This is a genomic window from Cysteiniphilum marinum (assembly GCF_014857925.1).
Lineage (GTDB): Bacteria > Pseudomonadota > Gammaproteobacteria > Francisellales > Francisellaceae > Caedibacter > Caedibacter marinus.
In genome coordinates this window covers 1-19,744 of the sequence record NZ_JACYVZ010000003.1, presented here as the reverse complement: position 1 = coordinate 19,744, position 19,744 = coordinate 1, and the positions used below count along the sequence as shown (strand labels likewise).

17 protein-coding genes are annotated in these 19,744 nt (G+C 38.8%); 7 read left to right on the top strand and 10 right to left on the bottom strand.

The window, feature by feature from the left end; genetic code table 11:
* Positions 1-211: 211 nt before the first annotated feature.
* Positions 212-574, top strand: a complete 363-nt coding sequence (locus IE867_RS02675; protein WP_192483242.1) for a DUF4870 family protein — start codon at positions 212-214, stop codon at positions 572-574.
* Here IE867_RS02675 and metH read toward each other — a convergent pair.
* Positions 566-4,213 (bottom strand): methionine synthase, encoded by a 3,648-nt coding sequence (gene metH / locus IE867_RS02670; RefSeq protein WP_192483241.1) that lies wholly within the window; start codon positions 4,211-4,213, stop codon positions 566-568. The genes IE867_RS02675 and metH overlap by 9 nt on opposite strands.
* Before the next feature lie 349 nt (positions 4,214-4,562).
* On the opposite strand from metH, the gene IE867_RS02665 reads away from it, so the two are divergent.
* Complete coding sequence (locus tag IE867_RS02665) at positions 4,563-5,384, top strand: class I SAM-dependent methyltransferase (protein WP_192483240.1); 822 nt, start codon at positions 4,563-4,565, stop codon at positions 5,382-5,384.
* Here IE867_RS02665 and IE867_RS02660 read toward each other — a convergent pair.
* The 4 genes from IE867_RS02660 to IE867_RS02645 form a co-directional block, all read right to left on the bottom strand.
* The gene (locus IE867_RS02660; protein WP_192483239.1) at positions 5,370-6,368 is read right to left on the bottom strand and encodes a queuosine precursor transporter; all 999 of its coding nucleotides are present in this window, start codon (positions 6,366-6,368) and stop codon (positions 5,370-5,372) included. The genes IE867_RS02665 and IE867_RS02660 overlap by 15 nt on opposite strands.
* Positions 6,365-7,042 carry a helix-turn-helix domain-containing protein gene (locus IE867_RS02655; protein ID WP_192483238.1) on the bottom strand — a complete coding sequence of 226 codons (678 nt, stop codon included), beginning with the start codon at positions 7,040-7,042 and terminating at the stop codon, positions 6,365-6,367. The genes IE867_RS02660 and IE867_RS02655 overlap by 4 nt, the downstream gene beginning before the upstream one ends.
* A gap of 85 nt (positions 7,043-7,127) precedes the next feature.
* Positions 7,128-9,218 carry an ATP-dependent helicase gene (locus tag IE867_RS02650; protein ID WP_192483237.1) on the bottom strand — a complete coding sequence of 697 codons (2,091 nt, stop codon included), beginning with the start codon at positions 9,216-9,218 and terminating at the stop codon, positions 7,128-7,130.
* 3 nt (positions 9,219-9,221) lie between these two features.
* Complete coding sequence (locus IE867_RS02645) at positions 9,222-9,566, bottom strand: hypothetical protein (protein ID WP_192483236.1); 345 nt, start codon at positions 9,564-9,566, stop codon at positions 9,222-9,224.
* Between the two features lie 173 nt (positions 9,567-9,739).
* Here IE867_RS02645 and rsfS point away from each other — a divergent pair, with 173 nt between their 5' ends.
* Positions 9,740-10,084, top strand: a complete 345-nt coding sequence (gene rsfS, locus IE867_RS02640) for a ribosome silencing factor (RefSeq protein ID WP_192483235.1) — start codon at positions 9,740-9,742, stop codon at positions 10,082-10,084.
* 14 nt (positions 10,085-10,098) lie between these two features.
* On the opposite strand, the gene IE867_RS02635 is transcribed toward rsfS, so the two are convergent.
* Positions 10,099-10,368 carry a hypothetical protein gene (locus IE867_RS02635; RefSeq protein ID WP_192483234.1) on the bottom strand — a complete coding sequence of 90 codons (270 nt, stop codon included), beginning with the start codon at positions 10,366-10,368 and terminating at the stop codon, positions 10,099-10,101.
* Between the two features lie 286 nt (positions 10,369-10,654).
* Between IE867_RS02635 and purM the strand changes: the two genes are divergently transcribed.
* Both purM and purN read left to right on the top strand, forming a co-directional pair.
* Positions 10,655-11,701: a phosphoribosylformylglycinamidine cyclo-ligase gene (gene purM / locus IE867_RS02630; protein ID WP_192483233.1), complete on the top strand. Its 1,047-nt coding sequence runs from the start codon at positions 10,655-10,657 to the stop codon at positions 11,699-11,701.
* Positions 11,691-12,308, top strand: coding sequence for a phosphoribosylglycinamide formyltransferase (gene purN, locus IE867_RS02625; RefSeq protein WP_192483232.1), 618 nt, complete (start codon positions 11,691-11,693; stop codon positions 12,306-12,308). The genes purM and purN overlap by 11 nt, the downstream gene beginning before the upstream one ends.
* Positions 12,309-12,736: 428 nt before the next feature.
* Here the strand turns inward: purN and IE867_RS02620 are convergent, their stop codons facing one another.
* Together IE867_RS02620 and IE867_RS02615 are read right to left on the bottom strand one after the other, a co-directional pair.
* Positions 12,737-14,002 carry a cysteine desulfurase-like protein gene (locus IE867_RS02620; RefSeq protein ID WP_192483231.1) on the bottom strand — a complete coding sequence of 422 codons (1,266 nt, stop codon included), beginning with the start codon at positions 14,000-14,002 and terminating at the stop codon, positions 12,737-12,739.
* 15 nt (positions 14,003-14,017) lie between these two features.
* Positions 14,018-14,701, bottom strand: coding sequence for a 2OG-Fe dioxygenase family protein (locus IE867_RS02615; protein WP_192483230.1), 684 nt, complete (start codon positions 14,699-14,701; stop codon positions 14,018-14,020).
* A 227-nt stretch (positions 14,702-14,928) separates the two neighbouring features.
* On the opposite strand from IE867_RS02615, the gene IE867_RS02610 reads away from it, so the two are divergent.
* A complete protein-coding gene (locus IE867_RS02610; protein WP_192483229.1) occupies positions 14,929-15,951 on the top strand; it encodes a helix-turn-helix transcriptional regulator in 1,023 nt (340 codons plus the stop codon).
* Between the two features lie 93 nt (positions 15,952-16,044).
* Positions 16,045-16,875, top strand: a complete 831-nt coding sequence (locus IE867_RS02605) for a helix-turn-helix transcriptional regulator (RefSeq protein WP_192483228.1) — start codon at positions 16,045-16,047, stop codon at positions 16,873-16,875.
* 187 nt (positions 16,876-17,062) lie between these two features.
* Here IE867_RS02605 and IE867_RS02600 read toward each other — a convergent pair whose 3' ends face one another.
* Together IE867_RS02600 and IE867_RS02595 are read right to left on the bottom strand one after the other, a co-directional pair.
* The gene (locus IE867_RS02600; RefSeq protein ID WP_192483227.1) at positions 17,063-18,595 is read right to left on the bottom strand and encodes an SGNH/GDSL hydrolase family protein; all 1,533 of its coding nucleotides are present in this window, start codon (positions 18,593-18,595) and stop codon (positions 17,063-17,065) included.
* A gap of 343 nt (positions 18,596-18,938) precedes the next feature.
* The coding region (locus IE867_RS02595) for a transposase (protein ID WP_192483226.1) at positions 18,939-19,744 on the bottom strand (806 nt) is incomplete at its 5' end.

Sequence of the window (19,744 nt, the reverse complement as noted above, 5' to 3'; positions counted from 1 at the left end):
TACCTGATCACACTGACACACTTGCAGATTTAGCAAGCTTAAGGCAAGCTGTCGTCAACAATAGAGTAATGATGAAGAAATAAGTTACGTTATTTCTCACCTCTCCCCCTACGGGAGAGTTCGTGCAGCTTGAGCTGCGCGGGTGAGGGGAATAATTAAAACTCAACTTAATTCTTATTGATTACATACAGTAAAGAAAACAAGGACATCTATGAAAAACGAAACCTATGCCAAAATAATCTATATCCTCTATATCGTCGGCCTATTTACCGGTATTACCGCGCTAATTGGACTCATCATGGCGTATGTCAAAAGAAATGAGCATGATGTAACACCCGCGCTTAAGACGCATTTTGATTTTCAGATTAAAACCTTTTGGTATGGTCTGATTTATCTGATTCTATCGATTGTTTTGGCTTTGGTTATCGTTGGCTATCTTTTGTATATCTGGTGGGTGATTTGGCTTGTCGTGCGCACCATCAAAGGCTTTATGGCATTAGATAGTGACAAAGCCGTCACAGGTAAAGATGGGTTTTGGGGATTAGGTGAGTTTAATCTTAGCATCTCAAAATAAATTAGGACGTAACCATTTCTCAGCTTCAGTAACACTCATACCTTTACGCTTGGCATAATCTTGAAGTTGATCTTCGGCAATCTTACCTACACCAAAATACTTACTCTCAGGATGAGCAAAATAAAGCCCACTAACACTTGCCGCAGGTGTTACTGCCATTGACTCAGTCAAATGCATCCCCATTTCAGGCGCATTTAATAACTTAAATAGCGTTTCTTTTTCAGTGTGATCTGGACAAGCCGGATAGCCAAATGCTGGACGAATGCCACGATATTTACCTTTGATCAGTGCCTCATTATCAAAAGACTCATCTGAAGCATACCCCCAGAACTCTTTACGAATACGCTCATGTAAGTGCTCAGCAAAGCTCTCAGCCAAGCGATCAGCTAATACTTTAAACATAATCGCATTATACTGATCATGATTTTCCTCAAATGTTTTAAGTTGATCAGAGGTTTCAATCCCTGTGGTGACAGCAAATGCCCCAATATAATCATCGATATCAAGGTCTTTTGGCGCGATATAATCACTTAATGCAACAAACGCTTTATTTGGATTACCCGTTTGCTGACGCAATGTCTGAAATCTTGCTAAGGTTGAACCATTTATATCATACACTTCAATATCATTATCAACACGATTGGCCTGATACAAGCCATACACGGCATTGGCCTTAAGCCATTTCCCATTAATAATTTGCTTTAGCATCTCTTTAGCATCATTAAACAGTTTCTGCGCTTCTTGCCCCTTGTGCGGATCATGCAAAATCTTAGGATAACTACCCTTTAGCTCCCACGCATGAAAAAATGGACTCCAGTCAATCCGATCAACCAACTTTTGCAATGGATAATCCTTTAATACAAATCGCCCTAACTGCTTGGGCTTTTGAATCGTCTGTTGATCAAATACCAACTTTAAATTTTGATTATTGCACTTCTCATAAGCATAAATTTCACGCGCTTGTTTGCTCTTTTGGTAATGCTCGACCAAGTATTCATATTCAGTCTTGATCTTTTGATAATACACGTCTTTATTATCACCCAAAAGATTCGCCATCGTTGACACCGCACGCGATGCATCCAATACATGCACCGTTGGCCAGTCGTGTTTTGGCAATATCTTCATGGCAGTATGGATCTTTGACGTGGTCGCACCACCGATTAAAAGGGGCAAATGGACATTTTGCGCCTTCATCTCACTGGCAACCGTAATCATCTCATCCAGTGATGGCGTAATCAGCCCACTTAGACCAATCATATCGGCATTTTCTTTTTTGGCAGTCTCAATAATTTTCTGATAGGGTGTCATCACACCCAAGTCAATGACTTCATAGTTATTACATTGCAGCACCACACCCACAATATTCTTACCGATATCATGCACATCGCCTTTGACTGTTGCTAGCACGATTTTACCTTTGGCTTTTTGCGCTTGAGATTTCTCTTGTTGCAAAAATGGCTCAAGATAAGCAACTGCCTGCTTCATGACACGTGCTGATTTGACCACTTGTGGCAGAAACATCTTACCTGAACCAAACAAATCACCAACGGTATCCATGCCCTGCATCAAAGGGCCTTCAATCACACTTAGGGGATTACCAAGTTCCACTCTTGCTGCTTCAGTATCTTCGATAATATATTGATTAATACCCTTCACTAAGGCATAGCTTAAACGCTCAGTCACCGGCTGCTTGCGCCAAGAAAGATCTTCTTTTTTGTCTGTTTTTGTGCCAGATAAGGTTTGCGCATATTCGACAAGCTCGTCAGCCGCGGCTTTACGTGTATTTAGAATCACCTCTTCAATAAGCTGTTTAAGTTTGGGATCAATATCTTCATAAATCGTAATTTGTCCAGCATTAACAATCCCCATATCCATACCGGCTTTAATCGCATGATATAAAAAGATCGAATGAATAGCTTCACGCACCAAATTATTGCCACGAAATGAAAATGAGACATTGCTAACCCCGCCAGAGATGCGCGCATGTGGACAGCGCTTTTTAATCTCTCTTGTTGCTTCAATAAAATCAATACCATAACTGTGATGCGCCTCAATACCTGTAGCAACAGCAAAGATATTCGGGTCAAAAATAATATCCTCAGGCGGAAACCCTATCTTTTGCACTAAAAGATCATATGCTCGTTGGCAAATATCTACTCTCTTTTGTAAAGTGTCTGCTTGTCCTTGTTCATCAAACGCCATCACAACAATCGCGGCACCATAGCGCATGGCAAGCTTAGCATGCTTGATAAATTCGTCTTCTCCTTCTTTAAGACTAATGGAGTTAATCACCCCCTTGCCTTGAATCTGTTGCAAGCCCGTTTCAATCACCTCCCATTTAGAGGAATCTATCATCATCGGCACTTTGGAGATGTCAGGTTCAGTGGCAATAAGCTTTAAGAAGCGCTCCATACAAGCTCGTGCATCTAGCATGCCATCATCCATATTGACATCAACGATTTGCGCGCCATTTTCAACTTGCTCTTGTGCGACATGAAGGGCTGCTTCAAAGTCCTGATCACGAATGAGTTTGGCAAACTTTAACGACCCTGAAACATTGGTGCGCTCACCGATATTGATAAAGTTACTCTCAGGTGTCACCACTAAACTTTCTAAACCTGATAAACAGAGTGTTTTAGCTTTTTGTTTAATCTCTCTTGGCGCTACATTTTCAATAAGCTTTGCCATCGCCTCAATATGCTCAGGTGTTGTGCCACAGCACCCCCCTAAAATATTAACCAAACGGTGCTCAACAAATGGCTTAAGTTTCTCTGCCATAATCTCAGGCGTTTCATCATAACCACCAAAGGCATTAGGCAATCCTGCATTTGGATGCATGCTAACAAACCCTTCGGCAGTCTTTGCCAAGGCCTCAATATGTGGGTATAAATCATCTGCCCCCAAAGCACAATTAAGCCCAATCGATAAGGCTTTGGCATGTTGTAAACTATAGTAGAAAGCATCCACCGTTTGCCCAGATAAGGTTCGCCCACTTTGATCGGTAATGGTTCCTGACAGCATCACAGGCATAGATATATTGTGTATCTCAAAATAATCTTCAATTGCATAAATCGCCGCTTTAGCATTTAGGGTATCAAAGATCGTCTCAACCAAGATAATATCGGCACCCCCATCAATCACACCGCGCAAATTCTCTTGATAGGCGCTCACCAATTGCATAAAAGTAATGTTTCTAAAGCCTGGGTCACTAACATCTGGCGAGATAGATAAAGTACGATTTGTTGGCCCCAACACACCGGCAACAAACCGTGGCTTATCTGTTGTCGTGTATTTTAGTGTCGCTTTTTTAGCGATTTCGGCACCGGCTTTGGCAATCTCATAGACATGATCTTCAAGCACGTAATCCGCCATAGAAATAGATGTACTATTAAACGTATTGGTTTCAATAATATCAGCGCCAGCTGCCAAGTACTTTTCATGAATCGTTTGAATAATCTCAGGTTGCGTTAAGTTTAATAAATCATTATTACCCTTTTGCTCTGATGCCACTTCCTTAAACATTCGCCCTCTATAGTCCATTTCAGTTAAATCATAGGCTTGAATCATCGTGCCCATCGCACCATCAAGAAGTAAAATGCGCGTTTTCAATAACGATTGTAACCGCTCGTAAATAGACATAAATAAAGGTTCTTTGTTTAAGTAATCGGTAATGAATAAAAGTAACACGATTGCTTAGGGATGAGTAGGCTATTTCGCCAAGATTTTTTGATATGGCATCACCATAGATTTTTATATTCAAAATGGCACAGAAAATTGCAAACAATCAGTAACTTAACCTTACAGTCACTGATTGGTTGCCGCCCCCACGAAACACTAAAATAAAATTTAAAATGTTCAATTTTGAAAACAGTAAACAATTTAAATTGTTTTTATCTTTTCGTCAATTGGAATACTCTAAATTTTCATATCTTAATAGTAACCGCTTCAGCTAAACTAACCACCATCATCATATCCCATGGCGTTTTTAATGAACTTTTATGACACGACAAGCTCTTACATTAATTATCAGCAGAATGCATTCTCACAATATCAAGGTTTTTTGCAGCTTCTTGTATTAATCCAGACACATTCCCCTGAAGCACTTAAAGGACACGCTTTAGATATTGGCTGCGGCAATGGCAAAAACACCCAACTTATTCAAGAAGTTTTTGATGGTCAAATAACCGCAATTGATGCTTCAGAAAATATGATTAAGACAGCTTACGACAACTATAAAGCGCAAAATATTGAGTTTATCTTAGGTGATATTGAACAATACTCCTTAAGGCAATCATTCCATTTGATGCTTTGCAACTCGGTTATTCATTGGTTTAAACAACCTACACAAACCTTTCAGAAGTTAGCAGATCATTTAGTGAAAAATGGTGTTCTAGCAATCCAAACTCCACTCAAAGACTGGTGCCCCTTTTTAACCAGATGCATTAACAATACAATAGAGCACGATTTGCTAAATAAGATAATGAAACATTATCAAAACCCTTGGTTTCACAAAGAAAGCAGCATTGAACTTTATAACGACATCCTTGCTTTAAGCTATGATTTAGTCTATCAAGAGGATATTTGTTATATGCACGAAGGCCGTACTTTAACGGATCTTTTACGGATGTTTAACTCAGGGGCTGCTGCAGCTTACTTTAATCCCGATAACTACACCATTAAGCTGCCGGATAACTTTAAGAATAATTTTTTAATTATCCTTGAAGAGGAAATCTCAAATGGTATTAATCAAACAGGAAGCGATACATTAGATATTGCTTTTAATCGCGGTTATTTACTACTGTGTAGATAGGCGAAGCTTACGCGGTCTATCAAAATATGCATCTACGCGCTTAACTAATGGCACCACCAAGTAAGTAATCGGAATGGAGAAAACGCCATAAAACATCTTAAATGCAAAATTATTCAATGCAAATATAGACAACTGCCAAATGGATTGGTTTGAACCTCCGCCCATAAAATAAAAAAACATAAACACCCATGTGTATGTAAAAATCAACTCAGCAACAGTTGATGCCCCCAACACACGTAGCCATAAATACTGCGAGTTTGTTATCTTGCGAATTTTATCAAACAGCTTAGCGTTAATAAAATCCGACAGCAAAATCGCAATAATATTTGCAAATAACAGCTTGGGGATATTATCAAACACTTGGTGGTAGGCAGCCGTTTGCGAACCATTAACAACTGGAGTCAATTGCATTGAAAACCAAATAGCAATTGCAAGCGTCACTAGAATAAACATAGTGGTATATATTAAACGCATTACATACTTAATCCGGTAAACCTCGGAAATAATATCTGCAATAATATACGTTGCTGGAAAAATCAAAATACCACGTGGTTCAATAAAATCGCCCAGCTTAATAATATTCGGAGACAAATAAATTGCTGTAATCAAAAATGCGACGTAAATACAGCACAAAGGAATTAGGCAGGTATTCGTCGTTACATTCGCTCTTTTGATATTGCGGGTAGCTGTAGCTCTTTGATCCACATCAGTTACTAGCGGGGTATCTGATAAGTTGCTATAACATAAAAGCATTTGTTTTACACAAGTTGGTGAATATTTTTTAATTTCCTCATCATTGCTCAAAATATCAACAAACTTGCGATGGAAAATTTTCCTATTCCCTCTGACTGAATATGCAACATAATATTCATCTGCTTTGTAAATCACCTCATGAAAAATGTAACTAAAGCGATTACCATACAATTCAGTAATGGCTGAGAAAAGACCTAGTAAATGATTAGACAATGATTTTATCCAGCTCATACTGACTCTCCATAATTTAAACGCGCCTCAATTAACTGACCCTTTATCTCGGACGCCCTAATTACATGCTTATTTATATTTAGCTGATAACAGAACTCACCATCCCTCAAAGCTAACTTTCCTAATGTTAAGGTATCATGCAAGTTAAAGAGATAATATGCACTTTGATCATATGTCTGCAGTTCAGAAAAAATCAAAATACTACCTTGTACAAAGCCAAAGCGCTCTTCTTTATCAGTAATCTGAATAACAAACGGCTGCTTGATATGATTGTTAATATTAAACGGCAAGCTTAAGTAACGATCGACTACACACTCACCATTGTTAAGATAAGCCTCGATCTGCGTCATAGTTAAAATAGGCAACTCAATGCAGCTCTCGTTACTAATACCATCTTTTAATAGCATCGATCCCTTGCCTGTTGATAGCCATACTGGATTAATATCTAAAACTGCCGCAATTTCTAGCGTATACTTTGATTTTTTAATTTTCCCCGAGCAAATGGCTTGTATGGTTTGTGCTGGGATATTTAGGTTTTGAGCAATATCAACCTGCCTAAGCGCTTTTAATTGTAATGCATATTTTAGGCGTCCACCTAAAGTACCTAAGTCATCCTCTTTTGACGCATTTTCTAATACCTTGCGCTTTAAGAAATACTCTCCCAAAAAAAACATTTATTGCCCCGTCTGTTATATCATTCTCTACAATTACAGTTGAGAAGTGTAGCAAAGAACCTCGCATTTAGAAATAACCACAACTTTACACTGTCGCTAATTTCTTAAGATAATTTGCCATTGGGGTGCTGTGTTTTGATTTTTGTTTTAATGCGATTTCATCTTGATCTAAATGCGCTTTTAGCAACATCTCACATTGATGCAGATGACTCTCATATAAAAAGCGTACTGAATTGGTTTTACGCAAACCCTGTGGTGCGCCACTGATGCCTTCAACAAACCATTTATTAAGTTTAGCAACATCATTGCCCGCGACAATACTAAGCTTTGAAATCGCACGCGTGATTGCCACATAAAACAAACGACGTTCACTTTCTATTTCATCGTTTGTAGGCGGCTTGTCTTTAGCATTACTAAAAAAGCTTTGCTCTGTCATGTCACATAGAATGACATGCTGCCATTGCAAACCTTTTGCTTTATGAATTGAGCTTATAAGCAATCCATTTTTATCATGCTTTGATAGATTTGCCTGCATCTGTAAGGCATTAAAATGATCTAAGAATTCAGTGATTGTCTGCTTGGCTTCCAAGCTAAAATTAAGCCACGCATCGGCAACATCGCTATCAGTATAGACAGGACTCACTGCCGCTTTTTTTGCCAAGTAGGTTGAAAGATCCAGTAATGTATATAGCATCTTAACCACCGTCGATGCTGGCGTTTTTGGCTTAACATCAAGCATGCTTTGCCAAAGCTCAAGACGCTCTTTAATGCGCGATACTTGATAAAACGGCAGATCATATTGTTGTTTGAAGCTTTGCAATGCGACCATTGGTTTTAATGCATTTACACTAAGTAACTCACTTAAACACTCCAGTTGCGAGATATTTAGATACAGACTTGGAAACGATAGCATTTGCATAATCTTGTCTTTGCGTACCTGCTCCGGCAATTGCTGAAAATATTTCCCCTTATCCACTAAAGATAAATAGCCAAAAATCGATTGTGTTAATGGTAGTTTAAACACGCTTTGACCACCAGCAATATGGTAATCTAAACCTTCTTGCAAACAAGATAGCTCTAGCAGCACGCCTGAGCTATATTTTCTGACTAAAACCGTAATATCTTGCAGCTGATATTCACCATCACGAATGCTTTTTGCAACCTCTTGAATCAGTAACTTCAATTTATTTTTACTGATGATATTTACATCGGTTTTCTTCGCCGCTTCAGGTGCTGAGAAGCATAATGTTTTTAACCGTTGTTTATTGTGTTGAATCACTTCATTTGCCATCACTGACAACAAGTGCCCATAACGAAAGGTTAATGACAAAGTATATGTTTTAGCATGTTTAAAATCTTGCGCAAAACCCTTAAGCATATAAAAGGGTCGCGAACCACGCCATTCATAAATTGTTTGATCGATATCACCAACTGCCATTACCGATTGCGCATTATTTGAAATCAATTTAAGCAATGATTGCTGCACATCATTAATATCTTGATATTCGTCAACTATGACATAACGGTAGCGGTTACCAAAGCGCGCCGCTAGCATTTTATTAGCACTCAAGACTTTCATAGGCTCATATAGTAAATCATCAAATGTCCGCCCGCGATAATGCGCTCTTAGCTGTTCATAGAAACGAAAAAAGCTTTCCACTTTACCTTGCTCAGACTGCTCTATCTGCTTAAGCACCTTTTTAAGATCCAAGCTTGATTTCAGAAGCCCGATATATTGTTGATAACGATCAATAACCTCCGGCGTTATTGGTTCCTTTTCATTAAGTAGCTGATTGGTTTTTTGTAGTGCTTCGCGCACTAACTTTTCAAGTGTACTTTTCCTGTCGATTAATTGCGCTGCTGGCAATAGTCCTTTCTTCTCTAAGAAACTCACTGTTTTAAGACCCAATGCATGAAAGGTCTTAGTATCTATTACTGCATTAATGTTGAGCGCGCTTAATCTTCGCGTGAAGTCATTCGCTGCAGATTTGTTAAACATCAACACCAAAATCTCACTTGGATTCACCGCATTTTTTAGTAAAAACTCAATTCGAGCAATTAAGGTTTGTGTTTTACCACTACCTGCAACGGCAGAGACTAATGCATGCTGAGATAAGTTATGCTCAATAATCGCTTGTTGTTCAGGGGTATAGCAAATGGTTGCCGTCTTGTTCATTAGTTAGTACTTCTTTCGCTTGTTATCTTTCACGCTATTTTTGCTAATCAACTTACCTGTTATTAAGAAAGCAAAGGCCTTAAATGATATCAACAAGAATGCAACGATATGTTTTATTGCCATAGAAATATCATTGAGTAAACAGCCCAAATAACTTGCTAACGTTAAGGTTTTTTGCTCTTTTACAAAAGAGCGCATAGCATACAACATGAGACAAAAAACAAAGATAGCTAAAGCCCAACTGATAAAATAAGCAAATGCAATACGATATGCCCCCATATAGATATAGCATAAATATGTAATCGCCAACAATATCAGTAAAACAACTACATTCTTAACAATGGTCACAGATGGAGCTCCTAACAACAAAGGCTTACATTGTAGCTAAGTTTTTAGCAATGAGATATACCCATTGTAAATCATTTTACGGTGTTTGTGATGGATATATACTCCTTGCTTGTCTTTTCAACTTCGACTAAACTGCTATGCTTTGAAAATAGACAAAATATCCTATCAAAATCATGGAAACAAAAGAAATTCTAGATCTAGCTGTTAACGCTTTAGAAGATGTCAAAGCTGAAGACATCACTGTTATGAATGTAGAGCACTTAACTGAACTAATGAGCTATGTTGTCGTTTGTACAGCAAACTCAGGCACACATGCCAAAGCCTTAGCCAACAATCTTGAGATGACTGCTAAGAAAAATAATGTCACTATTTTGGGTATCGAAGGTGAAGCTAAGAGCGACTGGGTTCTTGTCGATCTTGCAGATATTGTTGTTCATATTATGAAAGCAGAAACCAGAGAGTTCTATCAGTTAGAAAAGTTATGGGATATCAAACCAAACTCACCTAAAGCAGTTTAAGCTCTATTGTTAAGTTACACACTGCTAAGTAACAGTTTCATCTCCTCTGGTGAAACAAAACCCGCTAGACGCTTGGCACCTTTGCGAATCTCCGCCACTGGTAACACCGTATGGCATAGTCTGTCTAAAAACATGGCACTTGATTTGCATCCTCGTTCTGCTGCTAACTTCATAATATAACGCAAACGTTCAAGGGTCTTTTTATCTTTGGTTTCAGCTTGATTGAATGATTTAAAATAATTAACAACCCAATCAAAAGTGAATAAAAATTTTCCTTTTAACATTCTGACTCCTTACTTGATCCTTGAGAGTTTATATCCGTTTAAATAATGGCTTGAAGCTTTTAAATTTTCAAGATTTATCAGCAAATTAATCACTGAAATTATGAATGATAAACACACAATGCTTTCTAGAGTAATCGTAGCAAAGAAGATCATCTGCTGACAACAGTGATCTAAGAGCAGCAAAAGGTTTAATTCAAACGCAAAATGCACAGCAAAAAATCCTATAAAATAAATCTTGATCAGTATATACTTTGCCCACTGCAGCGGTTAATAGTTACGCATAGTCATGAGTGATCAATCATTAAGTTATCAGGATGCTGGAGTGAGCATCGATGAAGGCAACTTGCTTGTCGAGAAAATCAAACCTTTAGCTAAATCAACCATGCGCAAAGAAGTATTAGGCGGCTTAGGTGGTTTTGGTGCTTTGTTTGAAATCCCCTTGGATCGTTACCAAAAACCCGTATTAGTCTCAGGTACAGATGGTGTTGGCACCAAATTGAAACTTGCTTTTGAATTAAACGATCACACAGCCATTGGTATTGATTTGGTTGCGATGTGTGTTAATGATCTCATTGTTGGCGGTGCGGAGCCATTGTTTTTCCTTGATTATTATGCCACTGGTAAGCTTAATGCGCATCAAGCAGCTGATGTAATATCAGGCATTGCTGAGGGTTGTCGCCAATCGGGGGCTGCGCTTGTTGGAGGGGAAACTGCTGAAATGCCTGGCATGTACCAAGGTGAAGAGTATGATCTTGCGGGATTCTGTGTTGGTATTGTTGAAAAAGATAAAATCATTTCAAGTGACAAGGTCAAAGCCGATGATGCATTAATTGCAATCGCTTCATCAGGTGTGCATTCCAATGGTTACTCATTGGTGCGTAAGATCATTGAGCATGTCAATGCTGACTTAAATATGCCTTTTGAACAAACTACGTTAGGCAAAACGTTATTAACGCCAACGCGCATTTATGTCAAAACGATCTTAAAACTGCTTGAGCAATATGACGTTCATGCGATCAGCCATATTACCGGTGGTGGTTTTACTGAGAACATTCCACGCGTATTACCAGATTTCACGTGTGCAAATATCAACTTAGATAGCTGGCAATTTCCTGCAATCTTCCAGTGGTTACAACAAAATGGCAATATTAGCCAAAGCGAGATGCTTAAAACATTTAACTGTGGTGCAGGCCTTGTAATGGCAGTAGCACAAAGTGATAAAGAAGCAATCCTTGATACACTTAAAGCACTTGGTGAAACTGCTTGGGAAATTGGTCACTTAAGCCAGTCACAGCAACAACAAGCACATGTTAGCTACTTCCATGGCAAATAAATCGATATTTAAACTTGTCGTTCTATCGTCAGGATACGGCTCAAACTTACAAGCGATCATTGATCAGCTACATAATGAAGATGATATAAAGATCAGTGCAATCATTTCCGATAAAGTGTCTGAATCCATCACACGCGCACTTAATCACAATATTCCCTGTTTATATCTGCCAAAGCAGCAATATCAAACGCGCGAGGAATATGATCAGCTACTTTCTGAGCTACTTAAACCCTTTAGTCCTGACTTGATCATTTTAGCGGGGTTTATGCGTATTCTATCACCTGACTTTATCCAAAAGTTTCCGCAACAAATCATTAATATCCACCCATCACTACTGCCTAAACACAAAGGCTTAAATACCCATCAACGTGTAATCGATGCCAAAGATAAAACCCATGGCACCACCATCCACTACGTTAATGAACATCTTGATGGTGGCAAAATCATCGCACAAAAGCGCATCGATGTTTTACCTTTTGACACAGCTGAAACTCTAGAACAAGCCATCAAATCGCTTGAACATGTTTTTTATCCAGCAACGATTCATAAGCTTGTTGCTAAGGCGCGTAACGACGCTAGCTTAACACCTGCAAATAAAGATAATTAAGTCGACTTAGTAATGAATCAAGAATAAGTTGCGCCAACTAATACCTCTCCCCTTGCGGGAGAGGTCGTGCAGCTTAAGCTGTGCGGGTGAGGGGAAATTGAAACTCAACTTATTTGTGCATTATTACTTACTGCAAATATTAAACATCAATGTAAAAAATCTATCGCTAAGAATAAAGATCTCTTATATATCAATAAAGCTTATTACTTATTGAAATATCCCTGGGGTTTTACATCCTTGTGATTAACTCTTAGTAACAAAGGGGAGGGAGTGTTATTGAGTCGTAGCGTCCTGCCACGAAAATTATTCTCTCAAATACTCTGGCTGTAAGATAGGGGTGATCTCTGAAATTTACTTAAGATATTACTGTTTTCTCTATGGCAGATATCTCACAAAGTTATAGTACAGCCTTATATACCGCTCGTAAATCACTTCAAAGCAATTGCATTACTTGATTTGAACTTAATCTCCTCAGCTAAAACATTAAATAAATAATCAATTTCAGCTACCGTATTATAATAAGCAAAACCGATGCGCAACACACCATCACTTCTATCCAAACCTAGTTTTTCAATAAATCGCGGCACATAAAAATGTCCAAACCCGACACAAATATTATGTTGGGCCAAAGCTTGTGCTAAATCTCTGTTATTAATACCGTCAATAGTTATTGCAAATGTTGGCGTACGCTTGCTTAGCTTATCCTGAGAAGCTATACCATGCACCGTGATGTACGGATATGCCTCAAGTTTTTTCAGAAAGTGAGATTTAAGCATTAATTCATGGGCCTCTATTGCTGACATACTTAATTTCAAAGCTGCCTTTAAATCCGTTTTTGCTATTTGCTCATCGACCAAAGTTGCCTTGTGATAAATAGCTGCCTCTAAGCCTGCCAATGCTTCAAAGTTTTGTGTTCCAGTCTCTAGTGCATAAGGCAAAATATCGGGTACTGGCGCTATTTTATAGGGTTTAATGGATGCCATTGTTTGTAATTTACTATACAAAATACCGATATGAGGTGCTGAGAACTTATAACCTGAGCATACCAACCAATCACAATCAATCTCTTGCACGTCAACCTTATGATGAGCAATAAAATGCACTGCATCAACAAACAGCTTGACCTGATATTGTTTTGCCAAATCACAAACACGCGCAATATCAGTAATACTGCCGCAAATATTAGATGCCAACGTTATCGCAATGAGTTTTGTCCGTCCTTGTTTCAATATCTCTTCAAGTCGATCAAGATCAAGTGTATAACTATCTTGATTCAATGGTAATATCTCAGCATTAACTCCCTTCTCCTGTGCCTTGATAAGCCAAGGGCTGATATTTGCCTCATGATCAAGCGCACTAACAATAATGTTATCCTTAGGCAGCCAAGTATTAGCAATTGCATGTGATAATGCCCATGTAATCGTTGTCATGTTTTGCCCAAAGCTGATCTCTTTAGCATGCTTTGCATTAATGAGGGCTGCCATTGCCTCTCGAGCCCGATCCATTTGCTGTTGTGCGCTAATGCTACTTTGATAAAAGCCACCTAAATTAGCAACACCATCTGCCATAAACTCTGTCATTGCTCTTATTGCTTCAAAACTTACCTGTGTGCCGCCTGGTCCATCAAAATAAACCGCCGGATTAAGTTTAATCAACGCTGGAAAGCCTTGACGTATTTTATCTACATCAAACATAAACAACTTATCCTCTTATATTTTAATCTGCATAGTAATCACAAATACATCGCGATATCCCGAGCCTGGTAACAAAGGAACAATTGGTGAAGCATAATGCGCATATTTGCGATCATTAAAAAGAAACATCTCGCCCTCTTGTAGCACTTGATTAACGTGAATATGTTGATGATTATTAATATCAACCAATAGCGAATTGCCACCTGTGATATTTTGCATATCAACACAAACCACAGTGACATAATCAAAGCCATCTTGATGCACTCCCTCAGGAGCTGGCTTTCCTGTTACCTCATCATTGGTATATATGCGAATCTGATGAATACCAAAATGATAGTCATGTGCTGGCAATTTAGGATAGATATGCGCCATAATAATGTCGCTAGCCACTTTCTTGGCGACATTCATCTCGATCAATGGGAAACTTCGGTCAATCCCGCCTTGGTATTTATTAAGCTTCTTTGACTGGTGAAACACTTCGCTATGCGGACTCACACTAATCTCACCCTGCAAAATATCACCCACAGCAAACGCACGATGGCGATAATTGTCCCCTGATTTCATATTTGGGTCGCGCTTGAGCTTATTAAAAGACTGAGCAAATATCGGTTTTAAGTCACCAATCAGTGCAATCTGATACAACATTTCTTTGACTTTTCTATTTGATCCTTTTGGCATATCTAATTCCACTTGATACATCTAAACCCTCCTTAACCTAGTTATATATTATACCGCCCATAAACTATTTTTCGAACGGTATATAAATAAAGCAAAACTCTGTGCTTTACCAAACGTCGTTACTTACTACACCTTTTTTTGATACCAAGTGCAAGCATTTCAGTATTTAATTTACAGAACACTATCTTTTTAATTTAATTTTTTCTACCATTGGCGCGTTTTAGCAATCATTTAACAGGAGTTTTCTTATGTTTTTCGCGCAATCTTATGGACTGGCGATTTTATTTTGTATTATCACAATGCTCTGCTGGGGATCTTGGGCAAATATTCAAAAAGCAACAGGCAAACAATGGGCATTTCAATATTTCTATTGGGATTATGCCATTGGCGTGCTTTTGATTAGCTTTATTCTTGCCATCACTTTGGGTAACACCGGTGACATTGGACGTGGATTTTTTACAGATCTAGCGCAAGCAAATACCAGTATGATTCTGCTTGCGCTTATTGGTGGTATTGTTTTTAATCTTGCCAATATCTTACTTGTTGCTGCGATTGATAAAGATCTTTCTCACCTTTTAAGCATTGATATTAGCCATTTTCCAACGGCTAAATTACATGAGCATGATGAAGCTCAATTAAGCTATATACAAAAAGGCGTGCTAAAGGTGATCGTCGCCCATAAAGTCTATATCGTGCCCGCGGGCTTTGCGATTTATATCCCACCAAAGATCACACATGGCATTGAATGCGGACAGGATTTTGATGGCATCATGCTGTACTTTGACCAAAATCTGCCGCTATTACCCACTGCGGTTACTATTAGTAAGCCAGACGAGTTAATCAAGCAATTGATACTAAAAATCCATCAGCAAGATCAACAGGTGCCAGCTGTTTTTACCCAGGCACTATTGCAAGCAATGCATGATGATAAATCTGAGTCTAACTACGCTTTAAGCTTTCCAACACATCCTTTGCTACGTGACTTAATCACTTATATTAATCATCAGCTATCACAACCAGTATCCATCGAGGTCATTGCTCAAAAAGCACATCTGAGTGCTCGCCACTTATCACGTATTTTCAAGAAAGAAACGGGACTGTCATTCTCCTATTGGCTACAGCAATACAAAATGCTCTATGCTTTGGTACTGTTACCACAACATCAAAGCACATCCGTCGTTGCCCGAGCATTAGGTTATGATAGTGATAGCGCTTTTATTAGCACCTTTAAGAAATTCACGCATGGCAAGCCACCCTCTTTTTTCTATTAAATTACTATTTATCAGACTGAACTTATTTATAAACCGATCAATCAAAGGTATGATTAATATCATTGCTATTAACCGCTGTGATTAGATGAAAAAATGACTTTGTTTAGCGCCAGTCGGAATACACCCCTGATTAAAAACTTTGAAAAATGGATTACTGAGGCAAAAACATTTAAAGAAATCGGTCAGCTTTCGGTTAAGTATAGCCAACCGATTAAACGTATGTTTCATTTAACATTGCCTAATGAGCAACTTCTAAATTTTACATTTATTCGCACACATAATGATTTAAAGCGTAATATCGTCACATTAGAGCCGATGTTGGCACTAAAGTTTTACCGTCAAAACTTACATATTGACGATCATATGCTCGATCGCAACCGCATCAATCCATTCTATAACCGTGTTGAATTAATGAGCCCCGCTTACCAGAAGGCATTTATTCAACTGACCTCACCAAACGAGTTATCAACACCTGTTGTTATTGAGCATGATCTGGATTTCTATAAAGATGCGTTTTGCTTTCAAATTGCCAACCCTAGCAATAAGGACTTTATTACTGGGGCATGGTTTGCAACGTTTCTGCAGATGGTTATCGCATTTTACAACTTTTATTCGCCACAGCTCACACCAAACTTCCCAAGCTATGATACCCGAAGTACAATGACAGAGCTTAGGCAGGATGATCTTTTCCACGACTTCATTGCCATGCACGATCTAACACCCACACAAGGGCAATATCTGAAATATTTAGTGTTTTCTTGGGAAAGTAAGCGCATTGCGACGCATTTATGTCGCTCTGAACGCACAGTTGAAAAAGTAATTGATGCCATCAAACTAAAGCTCAATTTACACTCAAAGCATGAGCTGTGCACATTGCTACAATGTTATTACATCAACTTGACTTCAGAGTGTATAACTCGCTGAGATTACGCACTTTTGTTAGTCCGATAACATAGTTTTCTCGAAAGCATACAACCATAAAGACCAAGTAATGAGCTAGGAATAATTGAGCCTTAATTTCCCCTCACCCGTGCAGCTTAAGCTGCACGAGCAATCCCACAAGGGGCGAGGTGATAGCTAATGCAACTTATTTATACATCATTACTAACCGTCATTGAGCGTAGTTTAGTATACAGTTATCGCCTGATAAGCCATTTTGATCAGCGCTACAACTTTTGTTTAAATAGCCTGCCGCCTGATAGTAGGTATCATGAATCTGATCATAACATACCAATTTTGGATAAGTTAGATCACTAGCAATACATGCTTTGACACCTTCTTTTGCTGTAGTGCTACAAGATAGCGCCTTTTTGCTGACAGCAAGTCCACCAAGATAGGCACCCCACCCCATATATGGCTTACTATTATGATCAAGAATATAAGCCCCAATATGCAAAGAGTGCGGACAGTTATATTTAAGCGATACATCCACAGGTTTTTCAGCCTTAAGAATATTGTTTAGATAATCTTCTAAGGCTTGTGCATGTTGATAAGCATAAGCCTTGGTTGGATGCCCGCTACCTGAGCTATCACTTGGCAAGCGTGCATCAACGAAGCAGCTTACTGTATTGCCGTTAAAGTGTGGATTTTGTGATGTAGCACACACCTGGCCTGCGATATTTTCCTCTGCTTGCCAATACCGCTGATACATTGGCACATAATCAGGACGAAAACCCCATAAATCCAAAACGATTTTAGCCTTTGGATTTAATACTTGCACTTTATCAACAAATTTCTGCAACGCTTGCTGATATGTGCTTTGATTGGCAATAAAGGTATCATTGGTGCCAAGGTTAATCACCACAATATCGGCGTTTTCACTCATTATTGGCTGATTGTGTTGATCCGTGTTATAGCTACTACTGTCATAGTATGTGAACATGGTCGAACTACCCCAATATGAGCCGGGTGTTAACGATATTCCTGATAGCGCAATAAAGCTTGGGTCAATGTGCCAATCTTGCGCATTTAATCGCTCAACACTTTGAAAGGCATAAGAGATCGCAATATTAGCATAGCCAATATTGCCACTTGCTCCACCATCATTATTGCCATCTTGTAGTCCTGCGGTGATCGAGTCACCATAAAATACAATTTTCTTTAAATCACTATATTTCTCAACTAACTCGGTATCATTCAGCATCATCGATTGCACATAAAACGGTGAGTAGAAAAATGGCGCCTGCTTTGCATCTGACTCATTTAATTGCACCAACTTGATATTATGCGTTTTGGATAAATCTAGTGTTGGATCTAGACTTAAATCAATATCCACATCCGTCGTTAATGTATTATCAAGCTTAATAGCGCTAGCAGGTGCTCCTACTATCGAGGTGCGTGCAATGTTCGCTAGCTTATTATCAACATAGACATTAAACCATGTTTCATTGCTATTACTTGGGGTAACTTTGGCAAGCTTTATCACTATATTGGCGTCATGCTTAAGCGCTTTAATATTAAAAGATACCGTGCTTCCTGACCAGTTCATTGCAACTCTATCATCAATAAGCTCGTGATTACTGCGCCCTAAATACATGATATTAGGATTATTGCCTAAAATCGTCTCACTACTTGCAAACCCCATGCCACTTAAGCTTGCAAGCCCACATATCATTGCATATTTTACTTTCCTACTTCCTAGCATAATAAAACCTTATATTGGATTATTTTCACACAATACAATATCCATAAATCCACAGCTTGTGCATAGGGTAATGACTACCCTATTTGCTATTTTTTGCTATTTTTTGCTTTTTTTCCCTTTTTACCTTTCTTCCATGCAGCCGTTGGCTGAGCGTTAGTCGAAGCCATAATTACACAAGTATACCCACTTCGACTGATGCTCAGTGCATCGCTTCGACTTTGCTAAGGGGACGAACAGTATTATTGCTTGGAAAGTATTTGCATATTTTTAACCTCTCCCCTTGCGGGATCGCTCGCACTGCATTTGCAGTGCGGGTGAGGGGTATTAACCTAATGGCACTACCTTAAGCGGCAGATGAATCTTTTTTATTGGCATTTTTCTGCATCCTGTTAATTATTTCAGCTCTTTCCAACTCCCTGCTTTTATTAAGTCGCCTAAATGCTTTGGGGTGCTTTTTAACAGCTCGAGGCTCAATCCGTCCTGGTCTATTCCCCACCTTGTTTTTTATGATCGCCTGCAGCAATATGTCATGAGCTTTATCTGAGTTTGCTGCGAAACTTAACCATGATACAAAACTGTTAAACAATTGCATTGTCCCTTTGAAACTAACTTGTACAGGCAGGCATTCACTTTTACGACAAGCTTCCGCAATAAGCGTTCTGATCAGGTTGTATGCTAAAAAATGTACAGCAATTTCTTTATGCACCATATCAGGCGTCTTGCTTCTCAAATGGTCCATTGACATAATGGTTTTCAAACTGTTGAAATTGACTTCAACCTGCCATCTTTGTTTGTAATGCTTTGCCAATTCCATCTTGTGATATCGTTTATGATCTCGGAAAGTTGTTACATAAATCTCCCCCTTGACTTTGAATTCTCTTATGATTATTTGATCGGGATAATTATCATATGTCGCTTGCTCCATCCATTGGGGTTTACGTGGTTTCACCCAACTAACCAGGTGATCTTTGGCACCCAAGCGCTTGCCTTTGCGGAAGTCATACTTCCTCTGTGATTGTGCTTTAAAAATGCCATCAGCACCGATTGACTGCAGATCAGCCATCACAAAAAAACAAGGAAAATAGCGATCTCCCATCACAATATCATCTTTACGAATACTACCCTTGATTTGCCTTAAAAGTGCGTGTT

Coding starts and splice junctions, on each gene's coding strand:
- IE867_RS02675 (WP_192483242.1), top strand. CDS start 212: ATGAAAAACGAAACCTATGCCAAAATAATCTATATCCTCTATATCGTC.
- metH (WP_192483241.1), bottom strand. CDS start 4,213: ATGTCTATTTACGAGCGGTTACAATCGTTATTGAAAACGCGCATTTTA.
- IE867_RS02665 (WP_192483240.1), top strand. CDS start 4,563: ATGAACTTTTATGACACGACAAGCTCTTACATTAATTATCAGCAGAAT.
- IE867_RS02660 (WP_192483239.1), bottom strand. CDS start 6,368: ATGAGCTGGATAAAATCATTGTCTAATCATTTACTAGGTCTTTTCTCA.
- IE867_RS02655 (WP_192483238.1), bottom strand. CDS start 7,042: ATGTTTTTTTTGGGAGAGTATTTCTTAAAGCGCAAGGTATTAGAAAAT.
- IE867_RS02650 (WP_192483237.1), bottom strand. CDS start 9,218: ATGAACAAGACGGCAACCATTTGCTATACCCCTGAACAACAAGCGATT.
- rsfS (WP_192483235.1), top strand. CDS start 9,740: ATGGAAACAAAAGAAATTCTAGATCTAGCTGTTAACGCTTTAGAAGAT.
- IE867_RS02635 (WP_192483234.1), bottom strand. CDS start 10,368: ATGTTAAAAGGAAAATTTTTATTCACTTTTGATTGGGTTGTTAATTAT.
- purM (WP_192483233.1), top strand. CDS start 10,655: ATGAGTGATCAATCATTAAGTTATCAGGATGCTGGAGTGAGCATCGAT.
- purN (WP_192483232.1), top strand. CDS start 11,691: ATGGCAAATAAATCGATATTTAAACTTGTCGTTCTATCGTCAGGATAC.
- IE867_RS02620 (WP_192483231.1), bottom strand. CDS start 14,002: ATGTTTGATGTAGATAAAATACGTCAAGGCTTTCCAGCGTTGATTAAA.
- IE867_RS02615 (WP_192483230.1), bottom strand. CDS start 14,701: ATGTATCAAGTGGAATTAGATATGCCAAAAGGATCAAATAGAAAAGTC.
- IE867_RS02610 (WP_192483229.1), top strand. CDS start 14,929: ATGTTTTTCGCGCAATCTTATGGACTGGCGATTTTATTTTGTATTATC.
- IE867_RS02605 (WP_192483228.1), top strand. CDS start 16,045: ATGACTTTGTTTAGCGCCAGTCGGAATACACCCCTGATTAAAAACTTT.
- IE867_RS02600 (WP_192483227.1), bottom strand. CDS start 18,595: ATGCTAGGAAGTAGGAAAGTAAAATATGCAATGATATGTGGGCTTGCA.